This window comes from Rheinheimera sp. 1928-s (assembly GCF_029269265.1).
Classification (GTDB): Bacteria; Pseudomonadota; Gammaproteobacteria; order Enterobacterales; family Alteromonadaceae; genus Pararheinheimera.
Genome location: NZ_JARIXP010000009.1, coordinates 20,474 through 37,869 on the forward strand (window position 1 = coordinate 20,474; position 17,396 = coordinate 37,869).

Sequence of the window (17,396 nt, forward strand, 5' to 3'; positions counted from 1 at the left end):
TTCAACCATATAAATATAGTAAAAATGATACTTTGAGGTATGATACCTACCATTCCGAGGTTTTAGCTCGCTAGCAATAGCGTTGTCATGGTGTGGAAATGCCGCTGGTCGATCTGCTCGCAAATTATCTTTATTTGCTGCGTTATATTGTTGTGGTGCTGATGCTGATGCTTCTGGTATTTGCGCTGGATGATGTCTTTATCGACCTGTATTACTGGACGCGGCATTGGGGGCGATATTTTCGTTTTTATCGAAAAACCAAGAAGTTTGACGAGCAGGAACTGTTTCACCTAAAAGAGCATCCCATAGCTATTATGGTGCCGGCCTGGCAAGAGGTTGGGGTGGTAGGCAAGATGGCTGAATTTGCAGCTGCTGAGCTGGACTACGAAAATTATCAGATTTTTGTCGGTACTTACCCTAATGACCCTGCCACACAGGCTGATGTTGATGCGGCATGCGCCCGTTTTCCTCACGTGCACAAGGTGGTATGTGCACGCCCAGGGCCAACCAGCAAAGCGGATTGTCTGAACAATATTATTACCTCTATCCTGGACTTTGAGCGCCGCACCCAGGTGAAATTCGCAGGTTTTGTTTTACATGATGCTGAAGATGTGGTGTCGGCTATGGAATTGCGGCTGTTTAATTATCTGTTGCCGAAAAAAGATTTGATCCAACTGCCTGTATACCCTTTTGCTAAAGGTCCTTTTGCGTTTACCTCAGGTCATTATCTGGATGAGTTTTCTGAAAGCCATGGTAAAGATGTGGTAGTACGCGAAGCTATGGTAGGTCAGGTGCCGAGCGCTGGTGTAGGTACCTGTTTCAGTCGTCGCGCTATTATTAAACTATCACAAGAAGGGGACGGCTTACCTTTTGACGTGCAGTCTTTAACAGAAGACTACGACATAGGTTTCCGGTTGAAACACTGGGGGATGGAAGAAATTTTTGTTCGCTTCCCTGTGACAGATAATGCGTTGGCCCGCCACGCTGAAACGAGCCGTAGTCGCAGTAAAAGTGAGGGTAACGTAGTCTGTGTGCGAGAGTATTTTCCTGAAACTTTTCATACCGCTGTCAGGCAAAAAAGTCGCTGGATCATCGGCATTGTATTTCAGGGCTTTAAAACCCACCGCTGGGTTGATGACTGGCGGTTAAATTATTTCTTGTGGCGCGATCGTAAAGGCGTGATTACCTATTTTGTCAGCTTTATCTCCACCTTAATTTTTGCACAGTTATGCCTGTTCTGGTTGTACGATCAACTGGTGGCTGATGGCTATCACTTTTTATCTATTTTTGTTGATGACCCTTTGGTTCAAACCTTGCTCGGCCTGAACTTTATTTTTTTTATCAATCGTTTATTTCAACGTATGGTGTTTGTGCGCCGCTATTACGGCATAGGGCAGGCGTTGTTGTCTGTTCCTCGTCAGCTGTGGGGCAATGTGATTAACTTTTTTGCCAATGTGCGCGCCTGGAAGCAGGTGTTACAACATGGTGATCCGCGTCGTGTCGCCTGGGATAAGACCTCTCATGAATATCCCAGTATCAGTCAGAGCCGCGCTAATCGCTCCATAGGTTCAATATTAGTGGCACAAGGGACCTTGTCGCAACAAGAGCTGGACTTTGGTTTAGAGCAGCAACAAATAGGTGAGAGGTTGGGGCAGTCCTTATTAAGATTAGGCATGCTGACGCCCACTCAACTGGGTAAGGCTGTGGCCGAGCAACTGGAATTGCCTTATGTTGAAACCGACCCTTTTGCTTTAGATGCAGAGCTAATCCGCAGCTTGCCTGAACGTCTGGCACTAAAATACATGGTGTTACCAATCAAACTTCAGAATGGCGTCTTAACTCTGGTGCGGGAGAGCCAGTTGTCTCCTGTGGCTTTATCCCAAATTGAACGTCAGACCGGTTTTAAAGTGCAGTTGTGTATTTGTGCTTATGGTGTTGTCAGTTTAGGGGTGCGGCATTGGTACAGACAGGAAGAGAATCTGAACCCGGATCTGTATCTGCAGCAGTGCTTAGCGCAAGGTGTGATCACTGGATCTGATCTGTTGATCCTGACTCAAAGCTATCTGGCCAGTCAGTTGTCTTTTGGTGACGCTTTAGTACAGGCAGTCTTGTTGGAGCCCGCTGTGGTCAATCAGGTATTGATTAGTTTTGACCACCAGTGTGGTTTGCGTTTAGGCGACTATTTGCTCAAAGAGGGCATTGTCACTGCAGAAAATCTGGCACAAGTGGTCATGCTGCAGCAGCAAAGGCGCAAAACCATACAGCAATTGGTACAGGAATTGGCAGCTGAATTGATAAATCAACGGCAGGAGGCTGCAGTTTGATTCGGATTTTGATTGTATTTCTATTGGTTTTCACTGCGTCTGTTTCTGCTGAAGCAATGACGGATTATCAGAAGTTCCGCACTTACCCTTACATAGAGAAAGCGTATCGTTTACAGCAAAAAGACGATGTAACAGGGGCTATTGCTGAACTCCATAAAGCGCTGGCTCTGGTCCCTGCACAGACAGAGTTATTGGCATTGTTGTTTCGTTATCAGATTGAGGCTCAAGACCCGGCTGCAGCTGGTGTTACGTTGCAGCACATCCCTCAGGCAGAGCAACATGGTCTGTATCCGCTGTTGCTTGAATTGAAATTGCAGAAACAGTCTTCACCTGACTTGCCTGAGTTGGATGCACTCTGGCCTGGTTTGAATGCGGAGGACCAGCTGACGATCGCCAAGCTTGTGAGTGCCCGGCTTATCGCGTTAAAACAAGATGAACAAGCCTATCAATGGCTGGCAACAAAAAGACCGCTTCCTGCACAGATACTGAAATTACATGCTGTGTTGGCTGAATCCTTACGTCTGACTGATCAGGTCATTCGTGATTTATCGTCTTTAGACGTCACCCAGTTATCTGAAGAAGACAAAACCAGGCTGGTGATGGCATTAGTGCAAAAAGGACAGGCCGATCAGGCGTTTTTACTGATTGAGTCAGAGCCAAAATCTGAAGCGGCGCTGATGTATTACCGTCAATTGTTGCAGCAACAAATAGCCTTGCAGGACTGGACTGCTGCATTGACGAGTTTTAACTTTATAGAAACTCTTCATCAGTTAAATCCGGAAGAGAAACAGCAAAAGTTGCAGTGGGCTGTAGTGCAGAAAAACTGGCAAATGGCTTTTGAATTAGCGGAGCAGCTGCAACTTAATTGTTGGCAACGTATTGATTTGTATATGCAGGCCGGCGAAGAACATCAGGCAAAAGCGTTGTTTTTGCAATGCCCATCTGTTGATAGCCCTGATAGTTGGCTGGTGTATGCTGAAAAATGGTTGAGTGCCGATGAAATCAGCCAGCAGTATCTGGCTGCTGAGCATTTACAGGCGCAGCAACGCCGTCTGGTCGCGCAAAAACGGCTCTCTGCCGGGCAGTATCAACAAGTACTGCAACAGTTGTTGGAAGACCCAAAACAATCAGCTCAGTACGAGTTGGTATTGGCCAGCGCTCAGGCTTTGCCTGCAGGGCCCGAGAAAATGCAGTCCATGCAGAAGCTGCATCAGTATAAAGCCAGTGCGCCTACACTGGATGAGTTGAGTTACCAGTACATTTTGGCGGGAGAGTCAGACAAGGCGCTGCAACTGTTGGCAAAAGCTTTACCTTTTGATGCTCAAACTCAACAAAAAAGGCTGTTGCCAGAGCGGGTATTGGAACTGTTAAAACAACAAAACTCTATTGATTCTGGCGTTTTAGCAAAAACTGACAGTTGGACTGTCTTGGCTGCTGAACGCGCTGAATTGTGGCGTCTAACCGGGCGTTGCGATAAAACCCTGACTATTTTATCGGGTAAAGCTAATACTGCATCGGGCTGGCGTAGCCTGGCATTATGCCAGGAAGAGCAAAATGCAGAGTTTGCTTTATTGCACTGGCAAAAAGCCCATCAGTTGCAGGGGCAAGACACAGATATTTTGAATATCGCCTATCTGCAGCAAAAACTAAATGACCCAGCGGCAGCATTTTTGTCTTTTACCTCTTTAGATCTCAGTGTGTTATCTGATGAAGATAAGCAAAATACTGCACAGCTGGCGCTTGATCTTGATGAACTGGAAAAAGGCGAGCGGTACTTGTTATTGTCTTCTGCGGATCAGGCCAGCTGGTATCTGGAAGCCGCGGCGTTAAAACGTAAACAGCAGCAGAATGAAGCCGCTTTGGTCTATCTGAACAAAATAGTCCGGACTGACAAAGATCAATGGGTCAGATTGCATTTGCAAAAAGCCTGGATTTATCAGGCGATGCACAACTTTCCGGCGGCCGAACAAGCCTGGCGCGCCGCTCTTGCCAAAGCTCCTGAGCAAGCTGAGTTGCATGCAGGCTATGGCTATTTGTTGGTGAGCATGAAACGCAACAAAGAAGCTTTGGTACATCTGCGTTATGCGGCAAAACAACCTCAGTATGCCAATGATGTCGCTATTGCCGGGCAAGTGGCTTATTTATCCGCTGAAGAGCAGGATGCCGAAGACACTTTGTATTGGTTAAAGCAGTCCATTGACCGCCAGCATCAAGCTGAAAAACAAAATGCGCTGAGTAAGACAGAATTGTATCGCTTAAAACGCTACCATCAGACCATAGCTAAAAACTGGCAGCTGACAGCCAGTACTGCGTTACGTCATGGTGCCAGTCTGACAGTGCCAGGTAGTGCGGCACAGCAGGCTCCTGATCTGGACCCCGTGCGTAACGAAGCCTCTGTGCGGCTGGAACACTTTACCGATACCTTAAAGCGTGACCAGAGTTTGTACCTGCAAGTATCGGCCAATGGCAGCAGTGAGCAGTATTATCGCAACTTTGGTCAGGAGTTTGGTGCGGCCTATAAGCCTCTGCAGCATACCAACTTATGGTTAAGCGCGGCATTGCAGCAATACCCTTTAGGTAAGGGCGACTGGCGTGCTCTGGTGCGTTTAACCGGCGATTTTCTGAACCAGGGTAAATGGCAATCTGAATGGCAACCAGAGCAGGATCACTGGCGCGAGCGTAAGTTATTTGTCGACGCTGTCTATTGGCCTGTAGATGGTCAAATTCTGTTGCAGTCTAAGTTTGAACAAGGCAAGGTGGTTCGCTGCGACGATAGCCTGTTTCAGGTCACACGTGCTTATCTGTTAAGCCAACTGGACTATCGAAAACAAAAGGCCCTGGATACCAATCTGAATGCTGAAGGCTGGCAGTGGACCACCGGATTGGGTCTGCAGTCACGAATTGGTTTGGGTGAAACACACTATGACGCGTACCGGCATAAATTGGAGATCAACCTTGAATGGCAGTATCAAATGACGGGCGATTTAAGCAAGGATCAGCACGCGTTATCTTTGCAGCTGTCTTATCAATATTGATTTGTGTCCCTGCAAAAGTGTCGGCTGGGATTGTCTTTTATCAGCCCTTATTACGTGACCAAAATGTCAGTACAGAGCAGTGGCGTGAAATATTAAGTGCAGCGCAACAACAGGGCATGACAGAATTCGCATTGCAGTGGGGGCAACATGGCGAGGTCAAATTCTTTGATCCACTAGGACCTTCTGCTGCGTTATTTTCCGCGGTGCAGCAATTAAAGATCCCGCTGTGGCTTGGTTTGTATGCTGACCCTGCTTATTTTAAAAAAATAGACAGTGCTGAGGCACAGAAGCAGGCCTATTTTAAACAGCAAATGCTGTTGTCCTTACAAGTGCGGCGCCACTGGCTGAGTGTGTTAAAACAACAGCCACTACTTCAGCTTAAAGGCTGGTATTTATCGATGGAGCTGAACGATACAGATTTTGTATCGGCCTCTTACCTGACATGGTTAAGCCGCGAACTCAAAGGCTTAAGTGAAGTATTAGATAAGCCTGTGGCTATCAGTTTGTATTTTAATGGCGAAGTTCCTGTTAAAAACTGGCTGGAATCAGCTCGTCAGTTGCAAAGCGACAGATTACAGCTTTGGGTGCAGGACGGCGCTGGTGCAGCTCTGGTTTCAGAACAGAAGCGGCAGGAGTTGTTACAACAACTGCCTTGTACTATACCGCTGATAAGGGAGCAATTCCGGCAAAGCTCCAAACCGGGAGAAGTGTTCCAGGCCCGCGCTTTAACAGAAGCGGAAAAGCAGACACAAGCTGATAGTTGTCATCCTGTGATTTATTTTGAATTGCGTTATATGTCTGCAGCTGCAGGCAAACTTCCTTTAACAGACCCGCAAGAAAGCGTCATAACGCATTGAAGCGTTTAAAATAACAGCAAACAACAGCGCTTTTAAAAAAAGTGCTTGCAAGCAAAGCAGTGGCTGCATAACATAGCGCCCGTTGTGACGACTTCGTTGCAACACAGCAATGCGTCCTTAGCTCAGTTGGTTAGAGCACCACCTTGACATGGTGGGGGTCGGTGGTTCGAGTCCACTAGGACGCACCAAATTCTAAAACACAAACGCTGCCTTTTTAGGTGGCGTTTTTGTTTTTATCAGCATACTTCTGATGTTTTTTCAATTTGAAAGTCCAATTTGGTTAGGTTGTTATTTTCCCCGAAATCCAGTTCAGCGCCGCTTCTGCGCTTAGGATTTTGATCCTGTTAGGAACTCTGTCTCTAGCATGCCGTTAAAGCAGTTGCAAGCTTATCTCGCTTTAAAAGGCTAATTCGCGTACACTGCGCCCCTAATGATTAATACCTGTTGTATTAATCAGGCGTCAATTCTGGAGAAACTGATGACAAAACCACTGTGGACTGTGGGTCTTGATGTAATAGTTATTGACTCAACCAGCGAATGTTATGGTCAGGTTGGGCATATAGTCCGGATATCTTCACCGGGAAACAGCTGCCGTTTGTCGGTAGACTTTGATGGTAGTGTTTTTGGTTTTGACCAGGACGACATCGAGGTCGCGTTGATCTAGCTTTTATTCAGTTATTCAGTCGAAAACTGCTGTTCGGTGTAATAAGGCCCTGGTTCAAACTTTGTGTCTCATGTTCAGCTGTTTTCGCATCGATAAAGTCAAAAAAACAGTCAAAGAAAAACCATCAATCAGAGCACTTGAGCTGCGCTGTCAGGCGTAGCTGCTCGCCCAAGATAATGTTCGTATAAAGCCACCAGCTCATTCACTATCTCCTGTGTTTCTAAAAGGTCAGGCCTTTCCACAGTAATATTGTGGATAATGGCATGTGCTGTCACTGCCAGAATATGAATAGCAAGTTCCGGGTTTGGCACGTTTTTCATAAAAGGCTTTAACGCATCTAAAAACAACAAACGAAGTTGATTGTCCTGTTCTGCACAGTTGTTTTTTAATGTCTGCGGGATTTCTTCAGAGACTGCTTTGTGCACAGCAGGGGCCACTTTATGTTTTCTGATGATCATATCGACCAGTAAGGTCAGTACTTGTTTCAGTGAATCTTGTTGCGGAATACGATCCAGCACTTTGTACAACTCACTATTTATTTCTGCCGCATGGCGTTTTTGCAGCTCTGCAACTATAGCTTCCTTGTTCGGAAAAAACTGATACAAAGAGCTGATGTTAACACCAGCCCGCTCAGCAATGGCATTTGTCGTAAATCCTTTCCATCCGGCCTCCATCAAAATGTAAGTAGAAGCTTGAATAATGGCATCTACGGTAAAACGCGAACGTTCCTGAGACGGCATTTTCCTTGATGTTGGCGTAGCACTCTGTCGCTTCATGCAGCATCCCCTAACCCAAGTATTAAAAATTAAAGCAAAAGCTTACTATATTGAGGTTCTACTCACAAGGCGATACTCAAAGTGTTGCATCGCCTGAAACCACTTTTTTAGGAATCATTGCAATGAATAACCCCAAAGATCCGCTGAACTGGGCGCTCTTTCAGTTGATGAATCGCCAGCGTCGGGCCATTCGTGATTTTAATGAGTTACAGGTGGCGGATGAAGACGTCTCAGCTGTACTGACAGAAGCAGTATTGGCACCATCCAGCGGGAATTTACAGCCTTATCAACTGCATTGGGTGCGTAACCTTGAGATGAAACAGCAAGTTGCTTTGGCCTGCAATGGACAAAAAGCAGCAAAAACTGCCTCTACCTTGATTGTGGTTGCCGCCAATCCGGCTTTTGCTTTGAAAACTGCGTCTGAGCAACGTGCTTATATTGATGGTTCTGACGCATTCGGGCAGAAATCTAAAGTCTATTACCATAAACAGCTGACTATGTTTGAGCGTATTTTAAAATTTGGCTCATTCTTTATATGGACACCGCTGGTCTCTGTTGCTGCATTCTTTAGCCCTGTGTTGTCATTGCTGCCGTTAGGCCATTTGGGCAGCAAACACTGGGCTGCACGTAATGCAGTATTTGCAGCCCAAACCTTGATGCTGGCGGCCGCAGCTAAAGGCATCGATTCCTGTCCAATGGAAGGCTTCTCAGCGGCAAAGATTGCAAAACTTTTAGAGTTACCACAGGGAACTGTTATACCACTGGTGATAGCGCTGGGTTATCGTTCTGCAGAGGCCAGAGTGGAAGCGCAATGGCGTCGTGCAGAGGCCGATCTGGTGATCCAACACTAATCCTTTCTGCGCTTTTAATTGAAACAAAAAAGAGCTGCTAAACACTGAGTTTTCAGCTCTTTTTTATATGAAGAATCAGAGGTTTAACCCACGTTCTACAACCACAAACGCGCTGACAAAAACGACTCAAACAAACTAAAAAATGCAAATAAAATGGCAAAAAGCATCGCCAGCAAGCTGGTATTGAGGGTGATTTTCAGAGCCTTGTACAGGCGACGACGTTCAGTTCGCAGTTTGAGTGTGCTTTGACGCAAAGGAGCCATGGATGCAAATAGTGCACTGAACATACCTGTTTTATCTTCAGTCGTATTGGGCACTACAGTGCCTTTGATAATAAAACGGTATAACAAGTTAAAGAACCGGCCTAAAAGGTTCATCGGTCTTTCTACATCACACATCAATATTAATCTCGATGCCTGAGTGTTGTTTTTGGCATGGTGAGGGTAGGTTTCATCAAAGACAAAATCCTGACCGTTTTGCCAGCTACAACATTCGCCATCCACACTGATGTAGCAGTGTTCGGAGTTTGGCGTGTCCAAACCTAAATGGTATCGCAATGAACTGGCCATAGGATCAGCATGCAGGCTTAGCTCTGAGCCTGGCGGAAGAATAGAAAACATAGCGCCTTGCACTCCGGGCACTTGTTTTAGCAAAGCCAAAGTTTTGGGGCACAAGCGCTGCGCCGAATTGTGAGTGGTGCCGTACCACATCAGATAAAATTTGCTCCAGCCTCTTTTATAAAAAGTACGGAAACCCACATCGTAATAACCCGCTGAACCTGGTGTTTTTATCTGCTCAAAAATACCACTGGCCTGCAACGCTAAAGCTTCGTCTCTGATGATGTGCCAGTTGTCTCTCAGCACAGAGATATTTTGCAGATAAGTCGCATCCAATACCGGCCTGCGGGCTTCGGCTCGAGTCGTCATATACAGCAGACAATTCAGCGGGGCAAAGACAGGCCAGCTTTTTCGCAGATACTGCGAGAGGGATTGATAGCGGGCTTGTCCGCGCCAGCGATACACATAAGCAACAGACAAAATGGAGTACAGCACTAAGGCGGCAATAATAAAAAGGCTAAGATTCATTGTAAGTTCCTGAATATCATGGATAAATAAGCGTTAACTATAGGGTTGCTGTCTTCATGGCGTCAGGTCACGCGATACAGTAATCGGACCAACTTGGTTACGCGAGACCATGGATTTCAGCCATACCACGCCATCATCCACATAGMTGTACAACACAGGGATCACCAGTACACTTAAAAAAGTTGAAGTAATAAGACCACCTATCACCACTATGGCCATAGGGGAGCGAAAGCTCGGGTCGCCGCCCATACCCAGAGCTATTGGCATCATGCCGGCCCCCATGGCGACTGTGGTCATCACTATAGGGCGAACCCTTTTGCGACAGGCATCCACTATGGCTGCTCTTTGGTCGAGCTGATATTCACTGCGGGCGATAATGATGTAGTCAATCAACAGAATAGAGTTTTTGGTGGCTATACCCATCAGCATGATAAGACCAATCATTGCGGGCAAAGACAAAGTGGAGCCTGTGATAAAAAGCGCCAGAAAGGCACCAGGCACAGACAATACCAAAGCACTCAAAATGGTCATGGGCTGAAACACATCTTTTAATAGCAGCACCAGCACCATATAAATACAAAGCACACCTGTCAGCATGGCTATGGCAAAACCTGTAGCTAATTCGCCCATCATTTCGGCATCGCCTAACACATTTTGTGATACGCCATCCGGCATATTCTGCAGGCTGGGAAGGGCCAGTATGGCTTGTTCTACATCACCCAAAGGCAGGTTATTCAGCTCGACTTCAAAACTGATATTACGCATACGGTTGAAGCGGGATATTTGCGAAGGGCCACTGCTTATCTCCAAAGTCGCCACATTTTCAAGAGCTACAGGGCCACGTGCGCCAGGCACAGGTAAACGTTTGAGGTTATCAAAATCTGCACGTGCTTCATCATTCAGCCGCACGACAATAGGAATTTGGCGTTTGCTCAGATTCAGCTTGGCTAAATCCTGATCAAAATCACCCGCTGTCGCAATGCGTAATGTGTCGGCGATAGCAGCAGAGGTGACTCCTAAATCAGCGGCTTTGGCAAAGTCAGGTCTGACAATCAGCTCTGGCCTGACTAAGCTTGCGCTTGAAATCACAGCACCAATGCCGGCAATAGAGCGAAGGTCACGTTCAACCAGCAGCGCATGCTGCTCCAACACCCGGCTGTCTTCACTGGCAAGCACCAGTGAATAGGTTTCGCCTGCACCCATACCTACTTTAATGCGGGCACCAGGCAGTACTGAAAGCATGTCCCGCAATTGCTGTTCAATCTGCTGTTTATGCAGCCCTGAGCGTTCGCTGCGGTGTGTCAGAGTTAAAGTCAGTACAGCAGTAGCAACACCTGATGCTGAACTGCCGCCTTCATCATCTGCACCAGAGCTGCCAGCGCCTATAGCCGTGTAGACCTGTTTTACCTCTTTGTTTTTTGCGACTAGGGTACGGGCTTGTTCAGCCAGGGCTATGGTTTCCTGCAGCTTGGTTCCGGGTTGTAAAGTCAGAGTAATTTGTGTCTGCTGATTGTCTTCTGCTGGCATAAAATCACCGGGCAGCAAAGTTGCCAGATACAATCCACCGATAAAAAAACCAAGAGCAGCTGTTGCGGTTATACGTCTGTGGGCTAAGCACCAGTGCATTAACTTCAGGTAGTAGCTGATCCAGGCCGGTTCTGGTTTGCTCTGATGTGTGGGCGCTTTTAACAGATAGGCGGCCATCATAGGCGTCAGCAGGCGGGCAACCAGCAAAGAAAACAGCACTGCAACTGCGGCTGTCCAGCCAAATTGCACAAAAAACTTACCTATAACGCCACTCATAAAAGCGGTTGGCAGAAAAACCGCAATCAGCGTAAAAGTAGTGGCAACCACTGCTAAACCTATTTCATCAGCGGCTTCCATAGCCGCCTGAAAAGGCCGTTTCCCCATCAACAAATGCCGTTCTATATTCTCAATTTCAACTATGGCGTCATCTACCAGTACACCAATGACCAAAGACAACGACAGCAAGGTCACCATGTTCAGGCTAAAGCCCATTAAGTGCATCACTGCAAAGGTTGGGATCACAGATAAGGGCAGGGCTGTAGCGGAAATAAAAGTGGCCCGCCAGTCGCGCAGAAACAGAAAAACCACAATCACAGCCAACAAGGCACCTTCGTACAGCAGTTGCATCGAGCCGTCGTAATTTTCTGCCACAGGGTCGGTTAGATTAAACACCTCAGTCACCTGAAGGTCTGGTTTTTGCTGTTTTAACTGCTGCAAAGCGGCACGAACACCAGCAGCCACTTCAAGTTCGCCAAAACCTAAGGCTCTTACAATTTCAAAACCAAGCACGGGTTGGCCATTTAAAAAAGCGGCAGAACGTTGCTCTGATACGGTGTCAGCAATATCCGCTATCTGATCAAGCCGAATGCGGCGGCCATCGCTTAAGCTGATATCTAAAGTGGCAATTTCTTTGGCTGAACCTACAGTGGCAATAGTTCGTACCGACTGTTCCATACCACCAAAGTCGGTGCGACCACCTGATGCTTCTTGTTGGGTTTGGCGTAACTGGCGGGAAATATCGGCAGCTGTGGTATTAAAAGCCAGTAGCCGGGTTGGGTCTAAATCCACCCGTACTTCACGACTTACTCCGCCCACTCTGCTGACTGAGCCTACACCCCGCACGGCCAGCAAGGTTTTACTTATGTCATTGTCGACAAACCAGGACAAAGCTTCGTCATCCATCTGCGCTGACGCAATGCTATAGGTCAGAATAGGGGAGCCGGACAGTTCTACTTTTTTAATCACCGGATCGCGCAAATCAGAGGGCAAGTCGGCCCTAACCCTGGAAACGGCATCACGCACATCATCCAGAGCTTCCTGAATAGCTCGTTCTAACCTGAATTCAATAGTAATAGTCACTTCACCTTCAATCAGGTGACTGTAGATATGGCGAACCCCTTGCACTGTGGCCAGAGCATTTTCAATTTTTCGGGATACATCGGTTTCAAGCTGTGAAGGCGATGCGCCTGGTAAAGAGGCGGTGACCGTGACTGTTGGCATTTCAAGATCAGGTAAGTCCTGAACTTTCATCGACTGAAAGCCTAAAACACCCGCAAAGGTTAATAAAATAAACAGCAGTATGGCTGGAGTGGGATTACGTATAGCCCAGCTTGAAAGATTAAAGTTCATGTTGAGCTCCTACATCATTGGGCCAGGCTCGCCACCGGCATCACCAGTAAGCGAATGTGCAAAGGAGGGCTGAGGATCAACGACTTTGATCAGATCACCATCCCCCAGAAAGGCACTTCCTGTCGCAACGACCTGGTCTGATAGCTCCAACCCCTGGGCGATTTCTATCCGATCTGCGTTGCGGCGGCCTGTTTTAACTTTGGTTTGAATGACTTTTGAATCTTYACCTATACGTAGCACGTAGCTAAAACCATCACGCAGTTGCACAGCACTTTGAGGCAAAGTGATGACTTCAGTGGCTGCCAATTCAAATTGACCCCGGGCAAACATGCCTGAGCGGGCGCTGCTGTTGGCAGCGTTTGCAGCAAGGTCGACATAGACCAAGGCATTGCGGCTTTGGGTATCGACCAGAGGCGACAGCATGCGCAACATACCTTCAATACGGCTGCCATCCGCTAACGTCAGGTGGGCCGTTTGACCGGGTTGAAGCTTTGCCAGATCCTCTGATGACACTTCGGCTCGCCATTCAAGACGACCCCCTCTGATCAGGCGGAATAATTCCTGCCCTGCGGGCAAGACAGCGCCGACAGTGGCTGTGCGGGCTGAAATAATGCCGTGATCCGGTGCCAGTACTTTGGTTTGAGCCAAACGTAATTCCTGGGTCGTCTCTCTGGCTTTGGCTGCTTCTAAACGTGCCAAAGCCGACTGAGCGGCCGTGATGTAGCGCTGAATTTGCTGGCTGGATAAAGCGCCGCTGTTTTGTAGTTCTGTAGTGCGTTTCAGGTCGGCTTTGGCTTCCGCATACAAAGCTTCAGCTTCAGAGCGCTCAGCCCGGCTTAAATCCAGTTCGGCTTGCACTGTGGCCGAAGCAAAACTAGCCAGCAGCTGACCTTTTTCAACGCTATCCCCTACATTGGCCCGCACTTCAGTCAGCCGAAGACCATCAGCTTCAGCACCAATACTAGCTTCCTGCCAAGCGACAATATTGCCGTGCGCCGATATCCTGACAGGCAGCATTTCAATACGGGCTCTGGTAGCTGTGACTGTCAGCACCGGTTTTGCGGCAAGGTTGGCTTGCTGCTGGCTATGCTGTGGGTCTGGCATAGCCAGGATCAAAGCAAAGGCAGTACCAAGCACAGCAAGGCTTGAAATAAGCAGCAGCTTTGGTTTTTTCCTTGTCATTTTTTTGCTCCTTTTACAGAGCGGCTTGGGGAAAATAAAAGCTCCCCCGGATTGCATAGCCAATAGCCATAGCTGACTGGATCGGGGTTTATAGGAGTAACTAATTGATAATAAAACACTTGTAGGTCTCATCCGTAGAGTAGCAAGGGTTGTACTATCGGATGGAATAGCTTTCAGGAAACTTACGACGAGAGAAAAGCAAAAAAATAAAATTAAACAGGTGTCGTAAGTATCGTGTAAGTCACAAAGATGAAAATGGCGCTGTTCTTAATCATCCATAAGGAAACCTTTATGCGCCCACAGTTGTTTAATGTTGATGTAAAACCTTCTGCGCGCGGCGTTACTGCTGCCATTGCTTTACTCGCTTTCCCTCTTGTTGCCGCAGAGCCACAGGATGAACAGGGATCGTCATGGGGACTTGGATTAGGTGTAATGTCCAGCCAAAAGGCCTATACAGACAGTGATCGGGATACGATGGTCATTCCTTTTCTTTCCTACGAGAATGAGTATATTGAGATCCTCGGCCCAAATCTGAAGTACAAACTGCCTGGCATTACGCTGAATGATTCCAATGCATTTAATTTCGGTATCATTGGTAAATATGATTTTACCAACTACGAAGCGGACGATGCCCCTATTCTCAATGGTATGGAAGATCGCGATGGCGGTTTCTGGGCTGGTGCTGTGGCCGAATGGCAAAATAACATAGCGACCGTCAGTCTTGAATTTCTGACTGAAGTCGCCGGAGACAGTGACGGTACTATGGTCAACCTTGGTTTCGAAAGAACCTGGCACTTTGGTGACAACTATATGCTAACGCCCCGTGCTGTGTTTAGCTGGGTGGATGAAAGTTATGTGGACTATTACTACGGCGTTCGTGCCGATGAAGTGACAAGCGGCCGGGTGTTTTATCAGGGCGAAGCAGGTTTAAATACCGAAATTGGATTACGTGGTGGTTATATGTTTAATCAAAAACACATGATATTTTTGGATTTTGCCGTCACCAGTCTGGCGGATGAAATCAAAGACAGCCCGCTGGTCGATAGCTCAACAGAAAGCCAGGTGTCTTTGGCTTATATCTACCGCTTCTGATGAATCGCATTCTTCTGCTTGAAGATCATAAACGCTTAGCCCTGCTGATCAGCAAGGGCTTAGCGCCTGCCGGCATAGTGGTGGATACGTTCGAGCGTATTGATCATGCCTGGCATGCTTTGCAACAAGTGCCTTATCAGGCCATGGTGCTGGACAGGGGCGTGCCTGATGGTGATGGTTTAAGTTTGCTGCAACGGCTCAGAACAGCGGGTAATAACATACCCTGTTTAGTGCTGACCGCGCGCAATGCACTGCACGACAGAGTTAATGGTTTAGAAGCTGGTGCTGATGATTACCTGGCCAAACCTTTTGCTATGGAAGAGATGGTGGCGCGGGTCAAAGCTTTGTTGCGACGGCCTGTCGAATTCCAATCGCTGGATCCGGTTTGCGGTGACTTACTGCTACAAACTGCTTCTAACCTGATTTGTTGTGCAGACAAAAGCCAGTTGCTGGCTCAGGCAGAGATGCAGGTGTTAGTGGTTTTGATGCGAAAGCAGGGGGAAACTGTCCGGCATAATTTACTCGAAGCCGCGGCCTGGGGCTTAACTGACGCAGTAACTCCCAATGCCCTGGATGTGGTTTTGCACCGTATTCGTAAGAAGTTACTTGCCATAGGCTCGCGCCAGCAGATCGTCAATGTCAGAGGAGTAGGCTATGCGCTTGTTGAGCCGTAAATACGTTAATGGTTTCAGTGTCAGAGGTTGGATATGATGCGTTTGGTGAGACCAGAATACATAAGCAACTGCGGTGTAAGAGGCTGAATATGATGCGTGTGGTGAGACCAGAATGCTTAAGCAACTGCGGTGTCAGAGGTTGGATATGATGCGTTTGGTCAGACGGCTGCACCGCAATAGCATCAGTGTCAAAATGCAGCTGGCTTATGTGGCGGGCATGATCCTCAGTGTCAGTCTGATTGCTTTAGTGGTGTTGGCAGCTCTTGGATTTCAGAGCAATATTTTGTCCGAAAACGATATCAACGATTTTTCCGCCGAACTGGCGGAAAATCTGCAGTTTAATGCAGAAGGTATACCAGTTCGGGTGGCAGACGAAGAATACCTATGGTTATTTGAGAGCTTGTATAACGAAATAGCCTTTAGAGTTCTGGATAAAAACGGGCAGGTTGCGCTTGCATCCAGGGCTGCTCCGGAGTTTTGGTCTGCAGCGGATCAGCTGCCGTTAAAAGCCGGCCCATTTGAGTTTCAACAAAACGGCGTCATGATGGATGCCGCTAATGGGGTCAGAGTACACAATGGCAAAACCTGGTTTTTTCAGGTTGCTGTCAGCAGACGATTTATGTTTTTCGCTCACCATACTTTTGCCTTACGTTTTATTGAGAATGGACTGATTTTATTGTCTATCGTGCTGTTTGTTATCTTTGGTGCCTGTGTGCATTTTGCCCTGGGTTATACTCTGCGGCCTTTGCATAAAGTATCGCAAGCAGCAGCTTTAATATCGCCACGCTCTCTACAGGAACGTTTGCAGGAAGACCATGTGCCGACGGAAATAGCACCTTTGGTCCGAAGTTTTAATGTAGCTTTGGACAGACTGGAGCGGGGGTACCGTTTGCAGCAGGAGTTTCTGGCTACAGCTGCACATGAACTCAAAACACCACTGGCGTTGATCCGTGCCCAGCTTGAATTAATGCCGGAAAATGAAGAACGTGACTGGTTATTAAGTGATGTAAAGTACATGTCACGTCAGGTACAACAGTTGTTGTTGTTAACCGAAGTCAGCGAAGAGCAAAACTATAAATTCTGTACTGTGCAGCTATCTCAGATTGCAGCTGAGGCTTTGTCTTACCTGCAGCGTATGGCCGACGCAGCTGCCGTAAAGCTACTGTTAAATGATCAAAGCGACGGGGCAGAGTGGCAAGCGGATAAAGGCGCCTTGTTTACCTTATTGAAAAACTTAATCGAAAATGCGATTCAGCATGCGCCAGCAGGCACAGAAGTGGTGCTTACTTTATCCCCTGACAGCTTCACGCTCAGAGATTTTGGGCCGGGCGTGACAGAGGATGAATTACCGCAGCTTTTTAATCGTTTCTGGCGCGGAGCACATCGGCTGGATAGTGGTGCAGGTTTGGGTTTAGCTATCTGTCAGGAAATTGCAGTGACACACCATTGGATCTTATCTGCGCAGAGGGCCGAACCTGGACTTCAATTTACCTTATCAAATGAATCTCAGTATTTTAACTCGAAGTTAGTGAAATAATTCATTATAAATCAATCATCTAACCAATTTTGAGCAGGGTTTTTAACCCTGTTCTTCTACTTATCCTGTTTAAACTTCTACAGATGGATTAATAATTGACACCGGTGTCAATGCTTGGTATATCTTTCCGTCATGACTGTTTTTGCTGCTATTTTATGCACTT

12 protein-coding genes and 1 tRNA gene are annotated in these 17,396 nt (G+C 47.3%); 9 read left to right on the forward strand and 4 right to left on the reverse strand.

Annotated features, from left to right (window positions below):
• Positions 1–98: 98 nt before the first annotated feature.
• From P3C17_RS18545 to P3C17_RS18565, 5 genes are all read left to right on the forward strand, one after another.
• The gene (locus P3C17_RS18545; protein WP_300930809.1) at positions 99–2,324 is read left to right on the forward strand and encodes a glycosyl transferase family protein; all 2,226 of its coding nucleotides are present in this window, start codon (positions 99–101) and stop codon (positions 2,322–2,324) included.
• Positions 2,321–5,359, forward strand: coding sequence for a hypothetical protein (locus P3C17_RS18550; protein WP_300930810.1), 3,039 nt, complete (start codon positions 2,321–2,323; stop codon positions 5,357–5,359). Before P3C17_RS18545 ends, P3C17_RS18550 begins: the two co-directional genes overlap by 4 nt.
• 17 nt (positions 5,360–5,376) lie before the next feature.
• Positions 5,377–6,216, forward strand: coding sequence for a DUF4434 domain-containing protein (locus tag P3C17_RS18555; protein ID WP_300930811.1), 840 nt, complete (start codon positions 5,377–5,379; stop codon positions 6,214–6,216).
• A 111-nt stretch (positions 6,217–6,327) separates the two neighbouring features.
• Positions 6,328–6,404, forward strand: a tRNA-Val gene (locus P3C17_RS18560).
• Positions 6,405–6,694: 290 nt separating this feature from the next.
• Positions 6,695–6,880, forward strand: a complete 186-nt coding sequence (locus tag P3C17_RS18565) for a hypothetical protein (RefSeq protein ID WP_008899526.1) — start codon at positions 6,695–6,697, stop codon at positions 6,878–6,880.
• Positions 6,881–7,008: 128 nt separating this feature from the next.
• Here the strand turns inward: P3C17_RS18565 and P3C17_RS18570 are convergent, their stop codons facing one another.
• Entirely contained in the window at positions 7,009–7,656 is a 648-nt protein-coding gene (locus tag P3C17_RS18570; protein WP_300930812.1) for a TetR/AcrR family transcriptional regulator, read from the reverse strand.
• Positions 7,657–7,778: 122 nt separating this feature from the next.
• Between P3C17_RS18570 and P3C17_RS18575 the strand changes: the two genes are divergently transcribed.
• Positions 7,779–8,507, forward strand: a complete 729-nt coding sequence (locus P3C17_RS18575; protein WP_300930813.1) for a nitroreductase family protein — start codon at positions 7,779–7,781, stop codon at positions 8,505–8,507.
• 95 nt (positions 8,508–8,602) lie between these two features.
• On the opposite strand, the gene P3C17_RS18580 is transcribed toward P3C17_RS18575, so the two are convergent.
• The 3 genes from P3C17_RS18580 to P3C17_RS18590 are packed head-to-tail and all read right to left on the reverse strand — an operon-like array spanning position 8,603 to position 13,930.
• Positions 8,603–9,592, reverse strand: a complete 990-nt coding sequence (locus tag P3C17_RS18580; protein ID WP_300930814.1) for an aspartyl/asparaginyl beta-hydroxylase domain-containing protein — start codon at positions 9,590–9,592, stop codon at positions 8,603–8,605.
• 54 nt (positions 9,593–9,646) lie between these two features.
• Entirely contained in the window at positions 9,647–12,748 is a 3,102-nt protein-coding gene (locus P3C17_RS18585; protein ID WP_300930815.1) for an efflux RND transporter permease subunit, read from the reverse strand.
• Positions 12,749–12,757: 9 nt separating this feature from the next.
• The gene (locus P3C17_RS18590; protein ID WP_300930816.1) at positions 12,758–13,930 is read right to left on the reverse strand and encodes an efflux RND transporter periplasmic adaptor subunit; all 1,173 of its coding nucleotides are present in this window, start codon (positions 13,928–13,930) and stop codon (positions 12,758–12,760) included.
• A gap of 291 nt (positions 13,931–14,221) precedes the next feature.
• Here P3C17_RS18590 and P3C17_RS18595 point away from each other — a divergent pair, with 291 nt between their 5' ends.
• The 3 genes from P3C17_RS18595 (at position 14,222) to P3C17_RS18605 (ending at position 17,233) form a co-directional block, all read left to right on the forward strand.
• Entirely contained in the window at positions 14,222–15,022 is an 801-nt protein-coding gene (locus tag P3C17_RS18595; protein WP_300930817.1) for a MipA/OmpV family protein, read from the forward strand.
• Positions 15,022–15,696, forward strand: a complete 675-nt coding sequence (locus P3C17_RS18600; protein WP_300930818.1) for a response regulator transcription factor — start codon at positions 15,022–15,024, stop codon at positions 15,694–15,696. The genes P3C17_RS18595 and P3C17_RS18600 overlap by 1 nt, the downstream gene beginning before the upstream one ends.
• Before the next feature lie 145 nt (positions 15,697–15,841).
• Positions 15,842–17,233, forward strand: a complete 1,392-nt coding sequence (locus tag P3C17_RS18605; RefSeq protein ID WP_300930819.1) for an ATP-binding protein — start codon at positions 15,842–15,844, stop codon at positions 17,231–17,233.
• The last annotated feature ends 163 nt before the right edge of the window (positions 17,234–17,396 follow it).